At 61.6% G+C, this 20,423-nt stretch carries 21 protein-coding genes; 9 read left to right on the top strand and 12 right to left on the bottom strand.

The genetic code is table 11. The features are described from left to right. Positions 1-598 precede the first annotated feature (598 nt). The 8 genes from DMX12_RS18835 to DMX12_RS18800 form a co-directional block, all read right to left on the bottom strand. Positions 599-1,063, bottom strand: coding sequence for a Rha family transcriptional regulator (locus DMX12_RS18835; protein WP_016488749.1), 465 nt, complete (start codon positions 1,061-1,063; stop codon positions 599-601). A gap of 305 nt (positions 1,064-1,368) precedes the next feature. Further along, entirely contained in the window at positions 1,369-2,379 is a 1,011-nt protein-coding gene (locus DMX12_RS18830) for a hypothetical protein (protein WP_041478056.1), read from the bottom strand. 44 nt (positions 2,380-2,423) lie between these two features. Then, the gene (locus tag DMX12_RS18825; RefSeq protein WP_041478055.1) at positions 2,424-2,819 is read right to left on the bottom strand and encodes a hypothetical protein; all 396 of its coding nucleotides are present in this window, start codon (positions 2,817-2,819) and stop codon (positions 2,424-2,426) included. A gap of 283 nt (positions 2,820-3,102) precedes the next feature. Further along, entirely contained in the window at positions 3,103-3,426 is a 324-nt protein-coding gene (locus DMX12_RS18820; protein ID WP_041478054.1) for a hypothetical protein, read from the bottom strand. A gap of 141 nt (positions 3,427-3,567) precedes the next feature. Continuing rightward, complete coding sequence (locus tag DMX12_RS18815; RefSeq protein ID WP_041478053.1) at positions 3,568-4,194, bottom strand: hypothetical protein; 627 nt, start codon at positions 4,192-4,194, stop codon at positions 3,568-3,570. Positions 4,195-4,295: 101 nt separating this feature from the next. Further along, the gene (locus DMX12_RS18810) at positions 4,296-4,700 is read right to left on the bottom strand and encodes a hypothetical protein (protein WP_041478052.1); all 405 of its coding nucleotides are present in this window, start codon (positions 4,698-4,700) and stop codon (positions 4,296-4,298) included. 49 nt (positions 4,701-4,749) lie between these two features. Next, on the bottom strand, positions 4,750-6,024 hold the full coding sequence (locus DMX12_RS18805; protein ID WP_041478051.1) for a site-specific integrase: 1,275 nt from the start codon (positions 6,022-6,024) through the stop codon (positions 4,750-4,752). Between the two features lie 227 nt (positions 6,025-6,251). Continuing rightward, on the bottom strand, positions 6,252-6,746 hold the full coding sequence (locus DMX12_RS18800) for a DUF6231 family protein (protein ID WP_110679143.1): 495 nt from the start codon (positions 6,744-6,746) through the stop codon (positions 6,252-6,254). Between the two features lie 159 nt (positions 6,747-6,905). Between DMX12_RS18800 and DMX12_RS18795 the strand changes: the two genes are divergently transcribed. From DMX12_RS18795 to DMX12_RS18785, 3 genes are all read left to right on the top strand, one after another. Further along, entirely contained in the window at positions 6,906-7,601 is a 696-nt protein-coding gene (locus DMX12_RS18795; RefSeq protein WP_009684601.1) for an OmpA family protein, read from the top strand. Between the two features lie 210 nt (positions 7,602-7,811). Continuing rightward, positions 7,812-8,087 (top strand): DUF1145 domain-containing protein, encoded by a 276-nt coding sequence (locus DMX12_RS18790; protein WP_110679142.1) that lies wholly within the window; start codon positions 7,812-7,814, stop codon positions 8,085-8,087. Continuing rightward, positions 8,080-8,838 (top strand): collagen-like protein, encoded by a 759-nt coding sequence (locus tag DMX12_RS18785; RefSeq protein ID WP_110679141.1) that lies wholly within the window; start codon positions 8,080-8,082, stop codon positions 8,836-8,838. The genes DMX12_RS18790 and DMX12_RS18785 overlap by 8 nt, the downstream gene beginning before the upstream one ends. Before the next feature lie 91 nt (positions 8,839-8,929). Here DMX12_RS18785 and DMX12_RS18780 read toward each other — a convergent pair whose 3' ends face one another. Beyond that, the gene (locus tag DMX12_RS18780; RefSeq protein WP_110679140.1) at positions 8,930-9,394 is read right to left on the bottom strand and encodes a CopD family protein; all 465 of its coding nucleotides are present in this window, start codon (positions 9,392-9,394) and stop codon (positions 8,930-8,932) included. 98 nt (positions 9,395-9,492) lie between these two features. Between DMX12_RS18780 and dinG the strand changes: the two genes are divergently transcribed. From dinG to pdxH, 5 genes are all read left to right on the top strand, one after another. Then, on the top strand, positions 9,493-11,637 hold the full coding sequence (dinG, locus tag DMX12_RS18775; protein WP_029887504.1) for an ATP-dependent DNA helicase DinG: 2,145 nt from the start codon (positions 9,493-9,495) through the stop codon (positions 11,635-11,637). Between the two features lie 79 nt (positions 11,638-11,716). Further along, entirely contained in the window at positions 11,717-13,954 is a 2,238-nt protein-coding gene (locus tag DMX12_RS18770) for a beta-galactosidase (protein WP_110679139.1), read from the top strand. 118 nt (positions 13,955-14,072) lie between these two features. Continuing rightward, a complete protein-coding gene (locus DMX12_RS18765) occupies positions 14,073-15,218 on the top strand; it encodes a serine hydrolase domain-containing protein (protein WP_110679138.1) in 1,146 nt (381 codons plus the stop codon). Between the two features lie 99 nt (positions 15,219-15,317). Beyond that, the gene (locus DMX12_RS18760; protein ID WP_054904080.1) at positions 15,318-16,295 is read left to right on the top strand and encodes an OmpA family protein; all 978 of its coding nucleotides are present in this window, start codon (positions 15,318-15,320) and stop codon (positions 16,293-16,295) included. 18 nt (positions 16,296-16,313) lie between these two features. After that, positions 16,314-16,961, top strand: a complete 648-nt coding sequence (gene pdxH, locus DMX12_RS18755) for a pyridoxamine 5'-phosphate oxidase (RefSeq protein WP_009684611.1) — start codon at positions 16,314-16,316, stop codon at positions 16,959-16,961. A gap of 112 nt (positions 16,962-17,073) precedes the next feature. On the opposite strand, the gene DMX12_RS18750 is transcribed toward pdxH, so the two are convergent. Further along, complete coding sequence (locus DMX12_RS18750) at positions 17,074-17,313, bottom strand: hypothetical protein (protein WP_029887509.1); 240 nt, start codon at positions 17,311-17,313, stop codon at positions 17,074-17,076. A 146-nt stretch (positions 17,314-17,459) separates the two neighbouring features. Here DMX12_RS18750 and DMX12_RS18745 point away from each other — a divergent pair, with 146 nt between their 5' ends. Beyond that, on the top strand, positions 17,460-17,924 hold the full coding sequence (locus DMX12_RS18745) for a glycine zipper 2TM domain-containing protein (protein WP_009684613.1): 465 nt from the start codon (positions 17,460-17,462) through the stop codon (positions 17,922-17,924). A 111-nt stretch (positions 17,925-18,035) separates the two neighbouring features. Here DMX12_RS18745 and DMX12_RS18740 read toward each other — a convergent pair whose 3' ends face one another. Both DMX12_RS18740 and DMX12_RS18735 read right to left on the bottom strand, forming a co-directional pair. Further along, positions 18,036-19,643 (bottom strand): NAD(P)/FAD-dependent oxidoreductase, encoded by a 1,608-nt coding sequence (locus tag DMX12_RS18740; protein WP_110679137.1) that lies wholly within the window; start codon positions 19,641-19,643, stop codon positions 18,036-18,038. Between the two features lie 103 nt (positions 19,644-19,746). Further along, complete coding sequence (locus DMX12_RS18735) at positions 19,747-20,421, bottom strand: COG3650 family protein (RefSeq protein WP_110679136.1); 675 nt, start codon at positions 20,419-20,421, stop codon at positions 19,747-19,749. Positions 20,422-20,423 lie beyond the last annotated feature (2 nt).

Below are 20,423 nucleotides of genomic sequence, written 5' to 3'. Positions count from 1 at the left end.
GTAGCGGGCTTCATAGAGGACCTCAAGGAGTTTGGTGACAAAGCTGGTGACAGTGTTGGTGACAGACAGCAAGACCGCAAGGGTGAATTAACCGGGGTCCTTAACGCGCCCACCGGCACCCATGCGAGGGCCTACGGGGGAGCCAGCGCGGGAAGTCTTGTAATGGTGACCTTTCAGATTTTTCTGTCAGATTCTCAAAGGGCCTTAGGGTGGTCTATGCGACCACAACCAGAACCCCAGTTGCACGGCCAGACAGACCCAGTAGAGGGCCTGTAGGTGGTCCATGGGGTTCTCCTTGAGGGATTAGAGTGACTTGTGAAAGCGAACGTCTGTGAGTTCGTGTTGCAGGGCTACCTCAAGGAGGCGCTCATATGAATGCGGCCAGCTCCCTTGGGATTGGTCGTCAGAGGCGCCTGATTGAAGCAAGGCATAGCATAGCGCCGCATGTGGAGTCAGAGACTCGACAGGCACTTTGGTTACTACCCGTTTACCCTTGTAGGTGTAACACAGCGTGACACTCATGGAGGCGTCTCGTCAGGACAAGTTAGTCATTCAGCATAGCCCGTCACGCTTCGTTTGAGGAAGTGTCATTCAACTCTCAGCGGGCCTTGAGACGCCTTGCAGCGGTCCTGATGTCCCTCATTGCGATTCGATAGTTGTCCTTCTCACGCTCGATCAGGTGGACCACAGCGGCCTGTACCGACACACGTTCAAAGCCTGAGCCTTCCAGTTCAAGCCAGCGCTTGACGATCATATTGGACAGCTTGAAGGAATACCGGGAGAGCAGCGTAAAGGTCAGCTCCTTGTCGAGGATGGTCAGCGGCTGGAAACGACCATAGCCATCTGGTGCCTTGGTCTCGACATACTGACATTGGTCCAAATCTGGGCCGATCTCGTTGAGCATCTTTCGGATGTCCCGAAGGACGTGCTTGTGGTTCTTCCCGGTGATCTCCGCGATCTCCAAGGACGACATACCGGGTAAGCCGTTGAGGGTCGTTGGGGAGACCGCTCCAGTCTTGGAGATTTTCTCGAAGATGGTTGCGGTGCTGTTGATCATGTTCATAGTGTCGATTTCCTTTTGGTAGTGCCCTTCAGGTCGCACCCACAGCCGAGCATCCAAGACCCCGACAAAGGGACCCGGCGTGGCATGAAAGGCACTATCAGAAAGACTGGATTGGGTGATGCCCAGCGACGGGCGAATAGGTCTCCCCAGATTTGGGGCGTCCTCTTTAAGGAGAAGCTTCACGAAATTTCGGGAAGGTGGAGCGATATGCAAATCTGCACATCGTCTGATAGTGCCCCTGCCGGTCCCTCTTGGATCGGCCTTACGGGGCTCACAGAGGTGCCCTCAGATCTGAGGAGTCCTCCTTAGGTCAGCTTGATGTTGGTGATCATCGGGAACGCCACCATCTCGGTCTGGAGACCATCGGCGGTCAGCTTCACCTTGACCTTGCCGTTAGCCACGATGTCCACGACTGTCATGATCTCAATGTCCCATGCCTGATGGGCGCCATTGCGGGTCGCTTGGATCTTCCAGACGTTACCGTCGCGGCCTTCGCGGTAGCTCAGCGAGGTAAACATCTTGGGCAACAGGAACAGGCCGAAGTCAGTACCGCTGTAAGGCTGCACAGAGGCGCCGATGAGGTCCTCAATGTCACCCACGCCAGCACGCTGAGCAGCACGCTCAAGCACCGCCACCAGAGACACAGGCAGCAGGACCACAAAGTCAGACAGCGAGGTGCCTACGGTCTGGTTGATGTGGGTCGTCAAGAGGTCAATGAGGTCCTCAGCGATCTCTACAGGCTTGCCGGTTGGCTTAGCCTCAGAGAACACTTCGGTGCTTGGGGCAGTCGAGAGGATGCCAGCGATCTTGCCCGCAGCACTCAGTTCGATATCGCGCAGGATCTTGTCAGCGGTCTGCGCAAGGGAGCCCTCAGTGAAGCCCGCCATGATGTTGTGATCGAGGATGGTTGCACGATGGCTGATTACCAGAGCGGTATCGGTCGCCTCAGTGAAGATGATCGACCCGGCCAGCACTTCGCCTTTCTCGACGGTCTGGTTGTCCCAGTTCTTACGTGGGTCGAACTTAACGGTACGGTCTGCCATGGTGATGATCTGTTGACCAGTGGCCTCAGAGCCAGCCGGGCGGAACTCACAAGGAGTCGCCTCCATGGCAGCTTCACGCCACTCATCGCCGTTCAAATGGTCCTCAGCGGCCTCCACAAGGGCCTGCACATAGACAGAAGGATCAGTAGCCACTTCGGTCTCGCTACGGACATCGGCAGTATTGAAACGGATAGACCCAGCCTCATGACCCGGAGTGTCGTTGAAAACGGCAGTGGTGTAGGTGGACGGCTTGACATATTGATTAGGTTTCATGGGGATTGGTCTCCTGAATTAGATTGAATGAAGGTGGCAAGTTATCAGCCGTTGTTGCGAGAGCGGGCCGCTAAGATCTTCTGAGCGTGCGCACGATGGGCAGCAGCTCGTTCTTCCTTGTCGGCTTTCGCTTGGGCCAGTTCGCGAGGGGTTGGCTCACGGAGTCGCTCAGCGCGCTCATCGGCCTCACGCTGGAGCTTTTCACGCTCAGCCTTTTGGGCCCGCTTGGTCTCGAAGTAAGTCAGAGCGTCCTCTTGGATGGCCTTGAGGGACAGACCGGCTTCGTCGAAAGCCTTGATCACTCCGAACTTAGCGCCGTTGTTCCGGCCACATTGGGCCATCAGCAAGGGCAGCATTACGTTCTCGACGTACTCACGGCTGAGGGTCTGGCCCGACACAGTTACTTCGTTCTTCAGGACTTTGGTGATGGTGATGTTCATGGGTTTGGATCTCCTATAGGCGACCCTTTGATTCGACCTTGGCGCCATAGACGCGCACGACCAGACGGCCAAGGAGGGAGCCTCATGGGCATCTTCCAAGGTCGATCAAAAGGTTCTGGGGTTTGGGTATTGGTGATGCTGGATCACAGGACATGGCAAGCCTGAGAGGGCATCTTTAAGGACAACCGTGGCGACGGTCGTTTGTAGCTGGGAGGGAATCTTTTGCAGGTGATTCGGTGTGGTCCCAATAGTGAGGGGTTTTAACGTCACCTTGACGATGGAGCTAAAGCCTGATCGAAATTGGTTCTTTTCCGGCCATTGGGATGCTCAAAGGCGTCTTGGCGAGAGCTTGAAGGCTGACCCCAAGCGAGACCAGTTCGGAGACCCTTGAGGCCGTCCTTGGGGAGCCTCGAAAGGACACCTCTTTGATCAAAGCGTCAACGTCAAAGCAGACCATTCCATTCTCATAGGTTCTGTAGGTGGCGTGTCGATCATTGAGCAGGTTCTTAACGATGACCAACTGGGGACGTGAAGGCGTGGGGAAGACACGAGACAGGGCAATCAGGTCGTCTTCAGTGAGCGTATCGGTGGCTTGATAGCAGGTCATGTAGGTTCTCCTTAATGATGTCTATGAGATGGATGAAAGGGAGGGGTGATTATTATCACTACCCCTCTCACTCTGAGGCTGGTCGATCAGGTGTCGATAAGCTGAAAGGGTCGTTAAGATTTATCTTTATATTATCCGGCGTTAAGTCGAAGAAGCCCGGAATAGGGCCTCCAAGCCAATCTCAGCACCAATCTCTGCCTTGATCCCAGGATGTCTATCCACATACAAAGCGATCCCATGGGCAGCATGTCGGGCAGCCTTGGCAATGCGCTGGGCGGTCCTCAAGCTGATCTCACTGGTCTTACAGGCTTCCGCTGTGATCTCCGAAAGGAACAGCGCACCGATGACCGCTCGGGCCTTGACGTTTATCTTCCCGTTGGTGACTCCGGCACTGGTGATGATCGACCCAGTAACGATGTCGTCTATCCATGGCAGAGGATCGGGAATCGCAAGGAGGTGCATGTAGGCAGCGACCGGATTCACATAGCTGGTCTTGGGACGCCCACGGCCTCGCTTGGGGGCTTCGATAGGGGGATCGCTGGGCTTGGCTCGGGCTGCCTTTTCGGCTGCCGTTTGGTGGTCCTTAGAGAGGGACTCATCGGCTCGGCGTTCGGCTGCCCATGCTTGATACTGCGCTTCAGGATTTTTGAGTCGGACCATCTCTTTGCGAGTAACGGCCTCGCCAGTGATTGGGTCGATATGAAGGATGTGGCCCGTCTCGTGATCGACGTGGCGGTGCAGCGGTCCCGGTTGGGTAAGTAGGGTCATTGGATCGGTCCTCATGTTGTTGGTCGCAACAGTGAGGGGTTTTAACGACACCGATCCAATGACCAGCAAACACAGCGCTTTATAGCAGCCTTCAGGTTGCCTCAATAGGCTCGCCAGACCTTCGCCACAACATAAAGGATGAACCCTAAGGCCATGAATAGATTCCTGAACGTGTAATTAGACACAGTACGGTTCGCATACTTTTCCGCAAGCTGCTTGCCTCCGAGGTAGGAGACTGGATCACCATCATTACGTCCTTGTAGAAACGTGGTATTGAATTTCAGGACTTGGATCGTATTTTCAATGCGCTTATGAGCGAAAAACGCAGCCAAGCCAAGCACGATAAGGTCGATTAGGAAAAGGGTTTCTGGATTGAGACCGATCTTTCCATATGGGTTGCTTTGCGCGAGATACGCGCATGCTGCTGCTATTGCACCCAATAAGAAATGGTCCGATTTGGATGACGCATCGAGATATGCCTTGTGTAGCTCCGTGACTTGCCCCATTTCTAATCCCTTACAGAGTTTGTGGATGTGGTGATACCGATCATTTTGTTCATATTATCCAGCCACTAAACGCCTTAACGAGCGCCTCATGGAGTGTCCCCACAGGAAGCCTCTGAGACCCCGCATACAGGTCATATGTGATGTTCCCTGCACTGTGTCCAGTGATGCCCTGCGCGATTACCTCAGGGGTCGCAGCGGCCTTCAGAAGACCCGACAACGAGTGTCTCAGGGAGTGAAACGATTGGTCGCCCCCAGAGGCCAGCCCCAGAGGTTCCCTTAGAGCCTCATTGAGCGGCTTGTTGAAATAATGTTCCTTTGCCTTGAACAGACGGCCTTCGTTGGCATTGACCCACTCAAGGAAGGTCTGAAGGGAGAACCCATAGGCCCCATCAACCAGAGGGACTTGTCTCACAGAGAAGCTATTCTTCAGGGTCTTGCCACCGTTCTCATCTTTGTTGATGTCGATAACGGTGATTCCGTCCACCTGCTTGATGTCCTCTTTGTTCAACTGGTAGATCTCGCCAATACGGGCACCTGTAAGAACCCCAAGGGACAACGCCCAGCGCTTCCAGTCGTCAATAGCCAGACCATTCGCGTGATCCATGATTGTGATCACCTGATCCTGAGTCAGGGGCTTGCGAGTGCTCTCAGCGCCTCGCTCAATCTTCAAGCCCTTATCAAAGGAGCGCTCAAGGAAACCGTTATTTACTGCCCAGCTCATCACCGTTGATAGCTGAGTTAGTAGCTTGTTAGATGTCAGAGGTTTGCGACCATCAATGATTTTCTCCTTGAGCGCCACCATATCGGCCCGAGTGTGGGTCTTGAGGTTCAAGTCTCCAAGGAGCCCGCTGAGGGTTCGGCAAGCTGACGTAACTGATTTGTGAGTGGTGGCGGTGACGTTGCCTTTGCGCTCAGCCAGATAGAGCCCTGAGAGGGTCTCAAAGGTTGTCGGCTCGCCAGACGGTAATACAGATAGGGACACAGAAGGGGCTACAGACGTGCCACAAGATAGCTCCCCAATGATCTCCGTGAGGTCCTGCGGGCGACCATCAAGGCGGTCTTGAGCAGCCCTGAGCATACGTTGACCGGTGCCTATGGCTCGTTGTTGACTCGCATTGAACCGACCGGTTGAGGCTGCCTCTGCGAGGTGGTTGCTCATCTGGTCATAGATTTCCATGTAGAGGCCCCGTGAGTCCTCGCTATGGCCCTGTAGCGCGTCCTCAGCGATCTCCTTGAGACGTTCCTTGAGGTCCTCCCACGAAGCCTCAGGGCGGTCGAGGTGGAAGACAGCCAGTGTCTTGAGGATGTCCTTGGAGAACTGCATAGCGGTCGGCCTATCGGTAGATCTGAGAGAGATGGTGAGACTACGGGCGGAACAGCCCCGTGGACGGACCCTCAGGTAGTAGATCCCTGAGCGCCTGTAATGCCAGACAGATAGGTGCTGATCTGGTCTTTGGTGACAAGGCTGGTGACAGGCTGGTGACACTTGGCCCTGCTCGGGCATAGCAATGCTGGTGGTCATGGTGAGGTAAGCCCTTGATATTCATGGGTTTACCACCAGTACTTCCCGAACATTTCCGGGTTGGCCCAGAACCTGGCGTTGAGCCAGTCCGGGACCTGCTTGTAATCATGCAGATCATAGGTGAACAGGCTCAACACCTGCTCATCGCGGCAGAATTTCTCGCTGGCTGACAATGCCAGGGCGAAAAAGTCGGTGTCCTGCCAGCTGCACGCCGCCAGGTCGGCCAGCACGGCAACCCGGCTGGCATTGAGGTTGCGAATGCCGCCCAGCAACTCCAGGCCGGTTCGCTTGGGCAGGTGTTCCAGGCAGTCCACCAGCAACGCCAGGTCGAAACGCTGGGCTGCCAGTTCGGCAGGCAGTGGCCCTGGCGCAGTGGTAGCGATGGTCACCTGCGGGTGCGCTTGGGCAAAGGCGTCCAGCGCCGGGAAGCGGGTGCCCACCAACAGCAGGCGTTGCGGGGTGAAGCGTTCCAGCAGGGCCGCCAGGGCCTGCTGCGGGGTACGTTGGGAAAAACCTGCGGTCATTGCCAATCCTCGTTCAAGTCGTCCAAGACTAGCCGGCTGCAGCGTGCGGGCATAGAGGCATGTGATCGCGTCGTGGCTAATTGCTGGCAGCATTGGAATGCGCGGTCTTTACTCCCAGAGATCGGCCTTATGCCGATTCCCCCTAGGAGAAGCAATGAAATGAGCATAGTACGCACAGCGTTACCCCTGGTACTGCTCACCAGTGTGTTGACTGGTTGTGCAGGTTTGCAAAAAACCGACTGGCCTAAATGTGCCGCCGTCGGGGGTGTCGGTGGCGCCGCGCTGGGCGCTATCGAAAGTTCCAGCTGGGCTGGCTGGGGCGCGTTGCTGGGCGGTGGCCTGGCGGCAGGTTATTGCTGGGCCCATGGTGATGGCGACGAAGATGGCGATGGCGTGCCGGACAGCCGCGACAAGTGCCCGGGCACCCCACGGGGTGTGCAGGTCGATGCCAACGGTTGCCCGCCAGCTGCGCCGGCGGTGGTCGAGGAAGTGGTGGTGGTGGAGAAGGAAGAAGTCATCGTCATTCGTGATGTGCACTTCGAATTCGACTCTGCACGCCTGACTGCCACTGACAAGGAGCGCCTCAACACGATTGCCACGCGGCTGAAACAGGAAGCGCCCTCTGCCCGCCTGAGTGTCAGTGGCCATACCGACAGCGTCGGCTCCGACAGCTACAACCAGAAACTGTCCGAGCGCCGTGCCCACTCGGTGACCGACTATTTGGTGCAGAGCGGTGTACCGCGCAGCAGCTTCGTGTCGGTGGTGGGGGCCGGTGAAACCCAGCCGGTGGCCGACAATGCCACGGCCGAAGGGCGTGCCATGAACCGCCGTACCGAGATCAAGATCCAGCGCTAGCTCGGCGTGCGCCCGTGCCTTGCGCAGTGGCACGGGCGCTTTCTCAGCGCCGCCGACAATGAAACCGAGGAAAGGCGCGCGCAACCGACGGGTGGAACTGCACCTCAGCTGACGGGTGCTGGCGCCTGCCTTGGCATTGCAGTTAATGTGGAGCGCACGGCCGGCGCGAACGGGCCGGCACGCCATAACAACAATCAATGGGGGCGGGGTATGAAGTTCATCCTGGGCCTGGGCAAGGTCCTGACAGTCGCATTCTGGGGCGTGGTGTTGTTCAACCAGTTGCTGCCCCAGCCGTTGCCTTTCAATCTGCTGATCAATGCCCTAGGCATCGTTCTGCTCAGCCTGCATCTGCTGGAAATTCTGTTCTTCAATGGCAGCTTGCGCGGGCGCAGCCACCGTTGGTTCGATCGCCTGCAAATTCTGTTGACGGGGATATTCCACGTCATGTCCATTCCCCGTGCGCAGGAGGCGCTGCGAAATGCGTAATCTGATACTGCTTGCCCTGTTGGCTGCCCCCTTTGCCCACGCCGAAAGCCTGGAGGTTGCTGCCAATTCCATGCTGCGCCTGCCGAGCAAGTCGGCCAGCGTACACCTTGAGCATTTGCGTGTTGCCGATGCTGCCACCCTGATGCTGCCTGCGTCGCTGGCGCAATTGAAGGTCGACCAGTTGGAGCTGGGGCGTGATGCGCGGATTGTCGTGGCCCCTGGCGAGCAGCCGTTGCTGATCGACGTGCGTAGCGCGCGCCTGGGCGAGGGCAGCGAGTTGAGTGCCACCGGCGCTGCGGGCAGCTACCAGCGGGCAGCCCGCCCCGGGCGTAGCCTGGACCTGGTACTGGCGGAGCTGGATGCCCAGCAGCTGGTCATCGACGCCCGGGGCGGCGCCGGTGCACCGGGCTACGCTGGGCTCGACGGCGGCAATGGGCAGGCCGGCGGCTGCACCTGGGGCCAGGCCAGCCGCGGGGCCAATGGCGATGATGGCGGCAACGGCCATGATGGTGCAGCAGGTGGGCGCATACGCCTGAGCTTGCCGCAAGGCTTTGCCCAGGAGCACATCGTCGTGCGCCTCGATGGCGGGGCGCCGGGCAAACCCGGTGAGCCTGGCAAGGCCGGCAAAGGTGGGGCGAGCAAGGGTTGCCTGGTGTACCGCACCGATGCCGGTGCCAATGGCCGACCGGGGCTGCCTGGCCAGCCGGGCTTGGCGGGGGCGGCGGGCGAGCTGATCCTGCAGCGCCTCTGAACCATGTGCAGGGGCCTGGGTGCGGCGTTGTCGCCATGGGCCCCACCCACCGGCCGCGCAGGCAGCCCGCCAGGCGAAGGGCTGCCTGTGATCAGATCACCAGCCGCGAACTGGCCACCGCGACCACGGCCAGCCCCAGCAACAGGTTGATGCCCACCATTCGCCGAATGCGGGCCAGCACCGCCGCACCCGTGGGCCAGTCCTGCGCCAGTACCGCCGCTTTCAACTCTGGCAACAGCAAGGCCTGGATGCGCATGAACAAGGCGAACATGGCGATCCCGCCGCCGATCATCACGTGAACGTACTTCGGCGCAGTCTCGAACCCGCTGAAGCGCAGGTGCAACATGCCGATACCACTAATCGCCAAGATCGCCACCGCCAGCCAGACCCAGACGAAGAAGCGTCGGAAAACTTCCACCCACAAGCGCAGGCGCGCAGGCCCCTCAAGGGCTGTAACCGTGGCGGGGCGCAGCACCAGCCAGGCGAAGAACATGCCGCCAACCCATACCAGGGCGGCCAGAACATGCAGTGTGTAGGGCAGGGTAAAGGCGAGCATCCGGATCTCCATGCGGCACAATAGGCAATAGCGGGGTATGATAGCCGCCCCATGCGAAACACTGAAAATATATCCAGCCCTACGGGCGCCTGCAGACCATGATCAGCAACGAACTCAAAGCCACCATCCAGGGCGCCTATACGCGTTTTCTCGAAGCCAAGAGCCTCAAGCCGCGCTATGGCCAACGCCTGATGATCGCCGAAGTGGCCAAGGTGCTTGGCGACATTCCCTGCGACGATGAAGGCCGCCGTGCCGGCGAGCCTGCCGTGGTGGCGGTGGAGGCGGGCACCGGTACCGGTAAGACGGTCGCCTATGCGTTGGCCGCGATCCCGGCCGCCAAGGCCGCCGGCAAACGCCTGGTGATCGCCACCGCGACCGTGGCCCTGCAGGAGCAGATCGTCATCAAGGACCTGCCCGACCTGATGCGCAGCAGTGGGCTGAACTTCAGCTTCGCCCTGGCCAAGGGCCGTGGCCGCTATCTGTGCCTGTCGAAACTCGACATCCTGCTGCAGGAAGGCCATGCCCAGTCGGCCACTGCCCAGCTGTTCGAAGAAGAAGGCTTCCACATCGAAGTCGATGAGCGCAGCCAGAAGCTGTTCAACAGCATGATCGAAAAGCTTGCCGGCAACCGCTGGGACGGTGACCGTGACAGCTGGCCCGAGGCCCTGGAGGACCAGGACTGGGCCCGGCTGACCACCGACCACAGCCAGTGCACCGGTCGCCACTGCCCGAACTTCCAGCAGTGCGTGTTCTACAAGGCCCGTGAGGGGATGGGCAAGGTCGACGTGATCGTCACCAACCACGACATGGTACTGGCCGACCTGGCCCTGGGCGGCGGCGCGGTATTGCCCGATCCGCGCGATACCCTGTATGTATTCGACGAAGGCCACCACCTGCCAGACAAGGCCATCGGCCATTTCGCCCATTACTCGCGGCTTCGCTCCACCGCCGATTGGCTGGAGCAGACCGCCAAGAACCTGACCAAACTGCTGGCCCAGCACCCGCTGCCGGGGGACCTGGGCAAATACATCGAGCAGGTGCCGGAGCTGGCGCGGGAAGTCCGCACCCAACAGCAGTTCATGTTCACCCTGTGCGAACAGGTAGCCGACTTCCGCCCGAGCGAGGACACCGAAGGCCGCGAACGGCCGCGTTACCGCTTCGAGGGTGGCGTGGTACCGGAGCAGATCCGTGAGGTCGGCATCGAGCTGAAAAAGGGCTTTGCCCGGCTCAACGATCTCTTCACGCGGCTGGCCGACCTGCTCAAGGAGGGCATGGACGGCGAGGTCAGCATCGGTATCGCCAGCCACCAGGCCGAAGAGTGGTACCCACTGTTCGGCAGCCTCGTCACCCGTGCCCAGGGCAACTGGGAGCTGTGGACGGCCTTTACCGCCGAAGACCCGGAAGACAGCCCGCCGATGGCGCGCTGGCTCACCCTGGCTGAAAGCGGGGCCTTGTTCGACATCGAAGTCAACGCCAGCCCCATCCTCGCTGCCGAAATGTTGCGCCGCAGCCTGTGGAGCGTGGCCCATGGCGCGCTGGTGACCTCGGCCACACTGACCGCGCTGGGCAAGTTCGACCGCTTCCGCATGCGCTCGGGGTTACCGCGCGATGCCGTCACCTGCGTGGTGCCCAGCCCGTTCGTGCATGGCGATGCCGGCCTGCTGCGGGTCCCCGACCTGCAAGCCGACCCGCGCGACGCTACAGCGCATACGGCGGCGATCATCCGTGAGCTGCCGGGTATCGTCGAAGGGGCCCGGGGTGCGCTGGTGCTGTTCTCGTCACGCAAGCAAATGCAGGATGTGTTCGACGGCCTGGACCGGGACTGGCGCAAACTGGTGCTGATCCAGGGCAACCTGTCCAAGCAGGAAACCCTCAACAAGCACAAGGCCCGGGTCGACGACGGCCAGCACAGCGTGCTGTTCGGCCTGGCCAGCTTTGCCGAAGGGGTCGACTTGCCGGGGGCCTATTGCGAGCACGTGGTCATCGCCAAGATTCCGTTCTCGGTGCCCGACGACCCGGTCGAAGCTGCCCTGGCCGAGTGGATCGAGGCCCGCGGCGGCAACCCGTTCATGGAAATCGCCGTGCCCGACGCCTCGCTCAAGCTGATCCAGGCCTGCGGTCGGTTGCTGCGTACCGAACAGGACCGCGGCATCATCACCTTGCTTGACCGGCGCCTGGTCACCCAGCGCTATGGCAAGGCTATTCTCAATGCGCTGCCGCCGTTCCGGCGGGAGATTTCCTGATCGCCGGAGCACTTGCTTCGGCGCGCTGTCCATTACTCAGTCCTGGGCCATGACGGCCCTGAAGGAGAGCCCCAGCCTTATGGTCCGCCGTACCCTGCCCGCTGTTTTCGCCCTGTTGTTCAGCTCGTCCGTATGGGCCGGGCAGCAGACGCTGTTCAGCTTCGTGCGCCCGGCCTCGGTGGTCAACGTGGCGACCGAGGATGCCGGTATGCCGCAGTACAACGCAGAGCAGACGGCCGAAGGCGAGGTGCTGCGGCGTGTGGTGTTCAACCCGGCGCAGCGGCCGACCTTGCGCCTGAGCCCGCAGAGTGGTGTGTGGGACTGGTCCAGCGGCAAGTTTCTTACCTTGCGCCTGCAAAGTGCCATGGACTGGGCGCTGACCGTGGATGTCACGGTGCAAGGCAGCGATGGGCGCACCCTGACCAGCCGTATCGATTTGCCGGCCGGCCCGGCGCAAACCGTGATGGTGCCGCTGACCGCCAGCTCGCCGTTGAGCCAGGGCATGCGCGCAGGCCCCCCCATGCCCTGGCTGCACGGCGGCCAGCGGCTGCTGCTGACCAGCAGCGCCGGCGCTGTAGACCTCAAGCAGGTGGCTTCGGTCAGCTTGAGTATTCCCGGCCCCAAGGTCGCCCAGAACCTGCTGATCGAACGGGTGGGCATTCAGGATGACGACCAGGCCTACCAGGCGGCGTACCGTGAACTGATCGATGCCTATGGGCAGTCCACGCGTGGCAGCTGGCCGGAAAAGGTGGCCAACGACGAACAGCTCAAGGCAGCCGCCAACCGTGAACAGCAGCAACTCAAGGCTTGGCTGGCCGAGCGCGGCAAGCTGCAGTTGGATGCCTATGGCGGCCTGCTGGCGGGGCCGGCCTTTGCTGCCGAGGGTTTTTTCCGTACCGAAAAGCGTGATGGCCGCTGGTACCTGATTACCCCTGATGGCCACCCCTTCTATTCGCTGGGTGTCAATGCCGTGGCAGCCGACGGCGGGCGTACCTACACCGCCGGGCGTGAGGCCATGTTCAAGGCACTGCCGGGAGAGGGCGACGCCCTGGCAGCGTTCTACGGTGAAGGCAACAACGACGACGGCAATGCGTCCTCGCAGGGGCGCAATTTCAAGAAAGGGCGCTGGTTCGACTTCTATGCAGCCAACCTGCAGCGGGCCTATGGCAAGCCCTGCCTGCCGGCGGCGGCAGGGCAGCCGGCCGCTTGCCCACCGCTGGTAGTGGACACTGGCCGTTGGCAGGCGCATGCGCTCGACCGTTTGCAGGCATGGGGTTTCAACACGCTGGGCAACTGGAGCGAGCCTGCCCTCGGCCAGGCCAGGCGCATGCCCTATACCCTGCCGCTGTCGATCGTTGGCGATTACGCCAGCATCAGCACCGGCATGGACTGGTGGGGGCGCATGCCGGACCCGTTCGACCCGCGCTTTGCCATGGCCACCGAACGCGCCGTGGCCATTGCTGCCCGTGATCACCGTGACGATCCCTGGCTGATCGGCTATTTTGCCGATAACGAGCTGGCCTGGGCCGCACCGGGTAGCGAGCCCAAGGCCCGTTATGGCCTGGCCTACGGCACATTGCGCCTGACCACCGACGTGCCTGCCAAGCGCGCCTTCCTCAAGCAGTTGCGTGACAAGTACCGCAACCAGGAGGGGTTGTCCAAGGCCTGGGGCATCGAGCTGAACGCCTGGGAACTGATGGAGGATCCAGGCTTCGAGGCACCGTTGCCCAGCCCGGAGCACCCGGAAATCGAGCGGGACTACCAGCACTTCCAGCAGGTGTTCGCCGAAACCTACTTCAAGACCATTTCCGATGCCTTGAAATGGCATGCACCCAACCACCTGTTGCTGGGGGGCCGTTATGCCGTGAGTACGCCAGAGGCGGTCAACGCCTGCGCCGAGTTCTGCGATGTACTCAGTTTCAACTTTTATACGCTCAAGCCGCAGGACGGCTACGATTTCGCCCGCCTGGCCGAGCTGGACAAGCCGGTGCTGGTGTCTGAATTCCAGTTCGGTTCGCGTGATCGCGGCCCGTTCTGGCCGGGGCCACTGGAGCTTGCGCGAGAAGAAGACCGCGGCCCGGCCTATGCCAATTTCCTCACTGCCGCCTTGCAACAACCCATGATCGTGGGCGCGCACTGGTTCCAGTACCTTGACCAGCCGGCCAGCGGTCGCCTGCTCGATGGCGAAAACGGCCACTTGGGGCTGGTGGCGATCACCGATGTGCCGTACCCCGGTTTTGTCGATGCCGTGCGCAAGGCCAACGCCCAGGCCATGGCGCAGCTGCGCACCGGCCTGGAGAGGAAACCGGCGCCATGATTACAGGTGGGTGCGGTGCGCTGGGCATCGCGACCGCCGGGCTCAAGCCAGTTTGCAAACCGCCCAACTACTGAAACAATGCAGACCTTTTTGACTATCGTCACACGGAGAGCAGCGGGTGCAGATCCAGGGTCACTATGAGCTGAAGTTCGAAGCCGTGCGCGAGGCTTTTGCCGCGCTGTTCGATGATCCCCAGGAGCGTGGCGCCGCGCTGTGCATCCAGGTGGGGGGCGAAACCGTAGTCGACCTGTGGGCCGGCAGTGCAGACAAGGACGGCCAGCAGGCGTGGCACAGCGACACCATCGCCAACCTGTTTTCCTGTACCAAGACCTTCACCGCGGTGACCGCACTGCAGCTGGTCGGCGAGGGCAAGCTGGCACTCGATGCACCGGTGGCCAACTACTGGCCCGAGTTTGCCCAGGCCGGTAAGCAAGCGATCACCCTGCGCCAACTGCTCAGCCACCGTGCGGGTTTGCCCGCCCTACGCGCGCTGCTGCCGGCCGAAGCCTTGTATGACTGGCAGGTCATGGTCGATGCCCTGGCGGCCGAAACGCCGTGGTGGGCGCCTGGCACGGAACACGGGTATGCCGCCATCACCTACGGCTGGCTGATCGGCGAACTGATTCGCCGGGCCGACGGTCGGGCCCCGGGTGACTCGATCGTGGCGCGTACCGCTCGCCCGCTAGGGCTGGATTTTCATGTTGGCCTGGCCGACGAAGCGTTTCACCGCGTGGCGCATATTGCCCGCGGCAAAGGCAACCCCGGCGACGCCGCGGCGCAGCGCTTGCTGCAGGTGACCCTGCGCGAGCCCGAGGCCTTGTCCACCCGTGCCTTTACCAACCCCCCGGCGATCCTGACCAGCACCAACAAGCCGCAATGGCGGCGCATGCAGCAGCCGGCGGCCAACGGCCACGGCAACGCACGCAGCCTGGCGGGGTTTTATGCCGGGTTGCTGGACGGCAGCCTGCTCGAGTCCGAGTTGCTCGACGAACTGACCCGCGAACACAGCCTTGGCCAGGACCGCACCTTGCTCACCCAGACCCGCTTCGGTCTGGGCTGCATGCTCGATCAGCCGGAGGTGGCCAACGCCACCTTCGGCCTGGGGCCCCGCGCCTTTGGCCACCCTGGGGCCGGGGGGGCTGTGGGGTTCGCCGACCCGGAACATGATGTCGCGTTCGGCTTCGTGGTCAATACCCTCGGCCCTTATGTGCTCATGGACCCGCGGGCGCAAAAACTGGTCCGTGTGCTTGCCGGTTGCCTTTGATCGGGTAATGCGGGTATTGCTTCCGCCCTTTGACTATCCTCAATGCCAACGCCTGAAGTGCCTAGGCAAAATATCTTTCTATTTCATGGTGTATCGCTGATGTCTTCACATAAAACCTTAGCACTCGCCCTGTGTCTGACCGCCGTTACCGGTTGCGCCAGCCACTCCCCGGAGGGCTCCAAGGAAGGTGGTTCCAGCTGGTGGCCTTTCGGTTCGGACAAGGTCGCCGAGCAGGAAGTGAAGGCAGCCGTCACAGACAATGTGGCCAAGGCCGATGCCAAGTCGGAAAGCACCAGCCGCTGGTGGTGGCCGTTCGGCGGTGACGACCAGCAAGCCAAGGGCCCTGTGGTGCCTAAAATCGACCAGCAGGCGACCCAGGCCTGGCTGGACGAGTACGAGCCAAAGCTGCGCGAAGCCATCAAGGACAGCAAGCTGGAACTGGAGCGCCGCGACAATGTGTTGGCCGTGACCCTGCCGGTGGACAGCTCGTACAACCCAGACCGCCCGAACATGCTGCTGCCCATGTCGCTTGGCCCGATCACCCGGGTTGCCAAAACGGTTGAAGGCGACCCTAAGACTGCCGTACTGGTATTGGGCCATGCCGACACTAGCGGTGCCGCTGCTGCCAACCAGAAGCTCAGCCTGGAACGCGCCGCGTCGGTTTCGGCCATTTTCCGCCTCAGCGGCCTGCAGCGTGACCGCCTGACCCTCAAGGGTATGGGTTCGGTAATGCCGCGTGCTGCCAATGACAGCCCCGAGGGCCGTGCCCTCAACCGCCGCGTGGAAATGCTGCTGACCCCGCAAAACACCATGGTCGCGCTGCTGGCCAAGTACCAACAGGCTGCTCCGGCACCGGCGCCGGCTGCAATGGTGGCCGTGCAGGATGCCAAGGCGCCTGCCGCCAAGCCGGCCACCAGCAAGCCGGCTGCCAAGCCCGCAGCGAAAAAGCCCGTGGCCAAGGCCAAGGCGCCTGCCAAAACCACGGCCAAGAAAAAAGCCGCGCCAGCCAAGCCTGTCGCCAAGAAAGCTACCACCGACAAGAAAGTAGCTGCCAATAGCCCTGCGAAGACCAACTGATCGTCAAGGAACGCAGCAATGACCCAATCCCTGGCCGATATGCGCCGCGACTACACCCGTGATGGCCTGGCAGAAGCCCAGGCGCCGGGCGAGCCGTTCGCCCTGTTTCACCAGTGGTTCGCCGACGCGGTCAAAACCGAGCAGGCGCCGGTGGAAGCCAACGCCATGACCTTGGCCACGGTGGACGGCGAGGGCCGTCCGCATTGCCGGGTATTGTTGCTCAAAGGGCTCGATGAGCAGGGTTTCACCTTTTTCACCAATTACGACAGTGCCAAAGGCCAGCACCTGCAAGCCAACCCGTTTGCAGCCATGACTTTTTTCTGGCCGGCGCTGGAGCGCCAGGTGCGTATCGAGGGGCGGGTGGTGAAGGTGTCGGCCAAGGAGTCGGACGACTATTACCAGGTACGCCCACTGGGCAGCCGCCTGGGGGCCTGGGCATCACCGCAGAGCCGGGTGATTGCCGGGCGTGAAGAGCTGGAGGGGCTGGTGAAGGCCACCGAAGCGCGGTTTTCCGATACGCAGCCACATTGCCCGGAACATTGGGGTGGCTATCGCTTGCTGCCTGAGCGGGTCGAGTTCTGGCAGGGGCGGGCGAGCCGTTTGCATGACCGCCTCAACTACCGGCGGGTCGATGGGCAGTGGCTGCGGGAGCGGTTGGCGCCCTGAGATTTTCCAGGGCTTGCCATGCCCTGTCGCGACACCGCGACAGGGCATGGCCTTGCGGCCCATCGCCGGCAAGCCGGGCTCCCACAGGTGGGATCAGGGCATGGTCGGTCTTTCAACGTGACCTTGAATACTCCACCGCCTCCCGTTGCAGCCAGCCTGCCAGTTCCCTGCGCTTCACCTTCGCCAGCCGCGCCTGCTCCAGCCTCTGCAGCATGAACGCGCGTTTGTGCGGATCAGCCCCTGCCAGCGACAACGCCAGGTCGCGGTCCATCCAGCGGCGCATGCGCACGTACAGCCACCCGTGGAAATAAAGCCCCGCAACGGTGGCCACCACGACGATGAAGTAATCCATGGCTATCCTTGGTCTCAATTGAAGCGCCATGGCACAGCCGCGCTGGCTGTACCCCGGCTGAATGAAAACAACTTTATTGCGTTTGTACCGTGACAGCCGTCAATGTGCAGCGTCTAATAAGCACCTGACTTATGGAGATTTTACCCATGCGTAAATCCGCTTTGCTGGTGGCAACCTTTACCACCATGTCGCTGCTGCTAGGGGGTTGTGCCTCGAGCCTGACCGGCGATAGCTACTCCCGTGATGAGGCCCGCCGCGTGCAAACCGTACGGATGGGCACTATCGAATCTCTGCGCCCGGTCAAGATCGAGGGTACCAAGACCCCGATCGGTGGTGGTGCGGGCGCCATTGTCGGTGGTGTGGCGGGCAGCGCCGTCGGCGGTGGCCGTGGCAGCATCGTTGCCGCAGTCATCGGTGCCGTTGCCGGTGGCCTGGCGGGTTCCGCTGCCGAAGAAGGCCTGACCCGTACCCAGGGTGTCGAGATCACTGTGCGTGAAGACGACGGCAGCATGCGTGCCTATGTCCAGGCCGTGCAGGAAAACGAAATCTTCCGTGTGGGCGACCGTGTGCGCATCATGACTGTTGACGGCACCAGCCGCGTTTCGCACTGAGCGTAGCGCAGCCAAACAAAACCCCGACTGGCGACTGCCAGCCGGGGTTTTTTTATGCTTCAGGCTGATGGCCGAGCCGGGGTACGCGAACCACGGTTCGGCTGACCCCCGTCAAAGGCCCAGCATGTCCCGCGCTACCGCTTCGGCAATGCGAATGCCGTCGACCCCTGCCGACAGGATGCCACCGGCATAACCTGCGCCTTCGCCGGCCGGGAACAGCCCCTTGAGGTTCAGGCTCTGATAGTCCTCGCCGCGGGTGATGCGCAGCGGCGACGAGGTCCGTGTTTCGATCCCGGTCAACACCGCATCAGGCAGGTTGTAGCCCTTGATCTGCCGGTCGAATGCCGGCAGTGCCTCGCGGATCGCCTCGATGGCGAACGCCGGTAGGCTTGGTGCCAGATCGCCCAGGGTCACGCCCGGCTTGTAGGATGGTTCGACACTGCCCAGCGCGGTCGACGGCCGCCCCGCAACGAAGTCACCCACCAGCTGTGCCGGCGCCTGGTAATTGCTGCCCCCCATCACGTAGGCATGGGCCTCCAGGCGTTCCTGCAGTTCGATACCGGCCAGCGGGCTGCCTGGGTAGTCGCGTTCGGGGTCGATACCGACGACGATGCCGGAGTTGGCGTTGCGCTCGTTACGCGAGTACTGGCTCATGCCGTTGGTGACTACCCGGCCCGGTTCGCTGGTTGCGGCGACCACGGTGCCGCCCGGGCACATGCAGAAGCTGTATACCGAACGGCCGTTACTGGCGTGGTACACCAGTTTGTAGTCGGCAGCCCCCAGTTTCGGGTGACCGGCGTATTTGCCCAGGCGCGCCTTGTCGATGAGCGTTTGCGGGTGCTCGATGCGAAAGCCCACCGAGAATGGCTTGGCTTCCATGTACACGCCTTTGGCATGCAGCATGCGGAAGGTGTCGCGGGCACTGTGGCCCAGGGCCAGAACCACATGGCGCGAGTGCAGTTGCTCGCCGCTTTCCAGCACCACGCCGGTCAACTGGCCATCTTCGATCAGCAGGTCGGTGACCTTTTCCTGGAAGCGCACTTCGGCCCCGAGGGCGATCATGTCCTGACGCATCTGCTCGACCATGCCGGTCAGGCGGAAGGTGCCGATGTGCGGCTTGTTGATGTACAGGATCTCGTCGGGCGCACCGGCCTTGACGAACTCTTCCAGCACTTTGCGGCCGTGGTGCTGCGGGTCCTTGATCTGGCTGTACAGCTTGCCGTCCGAGAAGGTGCCGGCGCCGCCTTCGCCGAACTGCACATTGGACTCGGGGTTGAGCACGCTCTTGCGCCACAGGCCCCAAGTGTCCTTGGTGCGCTGGCGCACTTCCTTGCCGCGTTCGAGGATGATCGGCTTGAAGCCCATCTGCGCCAGCAGCAGGCCGGCAAAAATGCCGCACGGGCCAAAGCCGACCACGATCGGGCGTTCCTGCAGGTCGGCCGGGGCCTGGCCAACGAACTTGTAGGTCACGTCGGGGGCAGGGCCGATGTTGCGATCATCGGCGAACTTGGCAAGCAGCTCGGCTTCGTTGCTGGCTTGCAGGTCGATGGTGTAGATGAACAGCAGCTCGCTGTTCTTCTTGCGCGCATCGTAGCTGCGCTTGAACAGGTTGAAGCTGAGCAGTTGCTCGTCGCGGATGCCCAGGCGCTGGACGATGGCGTCACGCAACGCTTCGTCGGGGTGGTCCAGGGGCAGCTTCAGTTCGGTGATTCGTAGCATGGCAGGGTCCAGTATCCCGGCCATGGGCGGCCGGCGGCTTTACACAAACCGCCAAGTATAAGCTGTTAGCCGCCTTGACTGGCAGGATAAAAGCGCCCGGTGATCAGTTGTCGCGTGCGCCGCCGTAGTAGCCGCAGCCTTGCAAGGTCTTGCCGTCGATGCGCAATTCGGCACGCAGGTGGTCAACGGCCCCAGTGGCGCTGTCTACGCAGCGTTGTGGTGCGACCCACAGTTCCACATGCTGACCGTTGGCTTCGCTGGTCAGGGTCAGGCCGCCACCGGGGACTTCTTCTTCAAGGAATGGCAGGGGCAGGGGCGCTTGACCCACGCGGTTGAGCACCATGCCCTTGCCACTGGCCTTGACGTCCCAGCCCGGCTCGTGGCCGCTGGCGCGCAGGGTCAGTTGCCTGAAATTGGGGTCCTCGCAGGCGCGGGTGGACGGTTCCAGGCGGTACAGGCGGCGCACTTCCAGCTGGCCGTCGCTATTGGCCTGCTTGCTGCCGGTGAGGCGGCCGCGCACATCGGCGAACAGCTTGTCATCGGCACCTTTCGCCAGGTTGGCGGCTTCTTGCAGGATGCCGGTGGCGCCAGCGTCATTGATCACGAAGGTACGGTTTTCGCTGCAAGGCTTGAACAGCAGCTGACCACCGGCAGCGCGCAGTTCGCCCTGCATGCGCGTGGTGCCGATGTTCGGGTCACTGGGGGCGTCAGCCATCAGTTGGCAGCCGGCGAACAGGGGCAGCAGGGCGGTGAGCAGCAGGGTGGGGGTCAGGCGCATGC

It is taken from the genome of Pseudomonas sp. MB-090624 (genome assembly GCF_003205245.1).
GTDB classification, from domain to species: domain Bacteria; phylum Pseudomonadota; class Gammaproteobacteria; order Pseudomonadales; family Pseudomonadaceae; genus Aquipseudomonas; species Aquipseudomonas juntendi.
Note: the sequence above shows the minus strand (reverse complement) of the source record. Positions and strands in the feature narration are given on the sequence as shown.

Coding starts and splice junctions, on each gene's coding strand:
- pdxH (WP_009684611.1), top strand. CDS start 16,314: ATGACCCAATCCCTGGCCGATATGCGCCGCGACTACACCCGTGATGGC.
- DMX12_RS18825 (WP_041478055.1), bottom strand. CDS start 2,819: ATGAACATCACCATCACCAAAGTCCTGAAGAACGAAGTAACTGTGTCG.
- DMX12_RS18810 (WP_041478052.1), bottom strand. CDS start 4,700: ATGGGGCAAGTCACGGAGCTACACAAGGCATATCTCGATGCGTCATCC.
- DMX12_RS18740 (WP_110679137.1), bottom strand. CDS start 19,643: ATGCTACGAATCACCGAACTGAAGCTGCCCCTGGACCACCCCGACGAA.
- DMX12_RS18800 (WP_110679143.1), bottom strand. CDS start 6,746: ATGACCGCAGGTTTTTCCCAACGTACCCCGCAGCAGGCCCTGGCGGCC.
- DMX12_RS18770 (WP_110679139.1), top strand. CDS start 11,717: ATGGTCCGCCGTACCCTGCCCGCTGTTTTCGCCCTGTTGTTCAGCTCG.
- DMX12_RS18760 (WP_054904080.1), top strand. CDS start 15,318: ATGTCTTCACATAAAACCTTAGCACTCGCCCTGTGTCTGACCGCCGTT.
- DMX12_RS18815 (WP_041478053.1), bottom strand. CDS start 4,194: ATGACCCTACTTACCCAACCGGGACCGCTGCACCGCCACGTCGATCAC.
- DMX12_RS18735 (WP_110679136.1), bottom strand. CDS start 20,421: ATGCGCCTGACCCCCACCCTGCTGCTCACCGCCCTGCTGCCCCTGTTC.
- DMX12_RS18805 (WP_041478051.1), bottom strand. CDS start 6,024: ATGCAGTTCTCCAAGGACATCCTCAAGACACTGGCTGTCTTCCACCTC.
- DMX12_RS18780 (WP_110679140.1), bottom strand. CDS start 9,394: ATGCTCGCCTTTACCCTGCCCTACACACTGCATGTTCTGGCCGCCCTG.
- DMX12_RS18830 (WP_041478056.1), bottom strand. CDS start 2,379: ATGAAACCTAATCAATATGTCAAGCCGTCCACCTACACCACTGCCGTT.
- DMX12_RS18820 (WP_041478054.1), bottom strand. CDS start 3,426: ATGACCTGCTATCAAGCCACCGATACGCTCACTGAAGACGACCTGATT.
- DMX12_RS18745 (WP_009684613.1), top strand. CDS start 17,460: ATGCGTAAATCCGCTTTGCTGGTGGCAACCTTTACCACCATGTCGCTG.
- DMX12_RS18790 (WP_110679142.1), top strand. CDS start 7,812: ATGAAGTTCATCCTGGGCCTGGGCAAGGTCCTGACAGTCGCATTCTGG.
- DMX12_RS18835 (WP_016488749.1), bottom strand. CDS start 1,063: ATGAACATGATCAACAGCACCGCAACCATCTTCGAGAAAATCTCCAAG.
- DMX12_RS18795 (WP_009684601.1), top strand. CDS start 6,906: ATGAGCATAGTACGCACAGCGTTACCCCTGGTACTGCTCACCAGTGTG.
- DMX12_RS18750 (WP_029887509.1), bottom strand. CDS start 17,313: ATGGATTACTTCATCGTCGTGGTGGCCACCGTTGCGGGGCTTTATTTC.
- dinG (WP_029887504.1), top strand. CDS start 9,493: ATGATCAGCAACGAACTCAAAGCCACCATCCAGGGCGCCTATACGCGT.
- DMX12_RS18785 (WP_110679141.1), top strand. CDS start 8,080: ATGCGTAATCTGATACTGCTTGCCCTGTTGGCTGCCCCCTTTGCCCAC.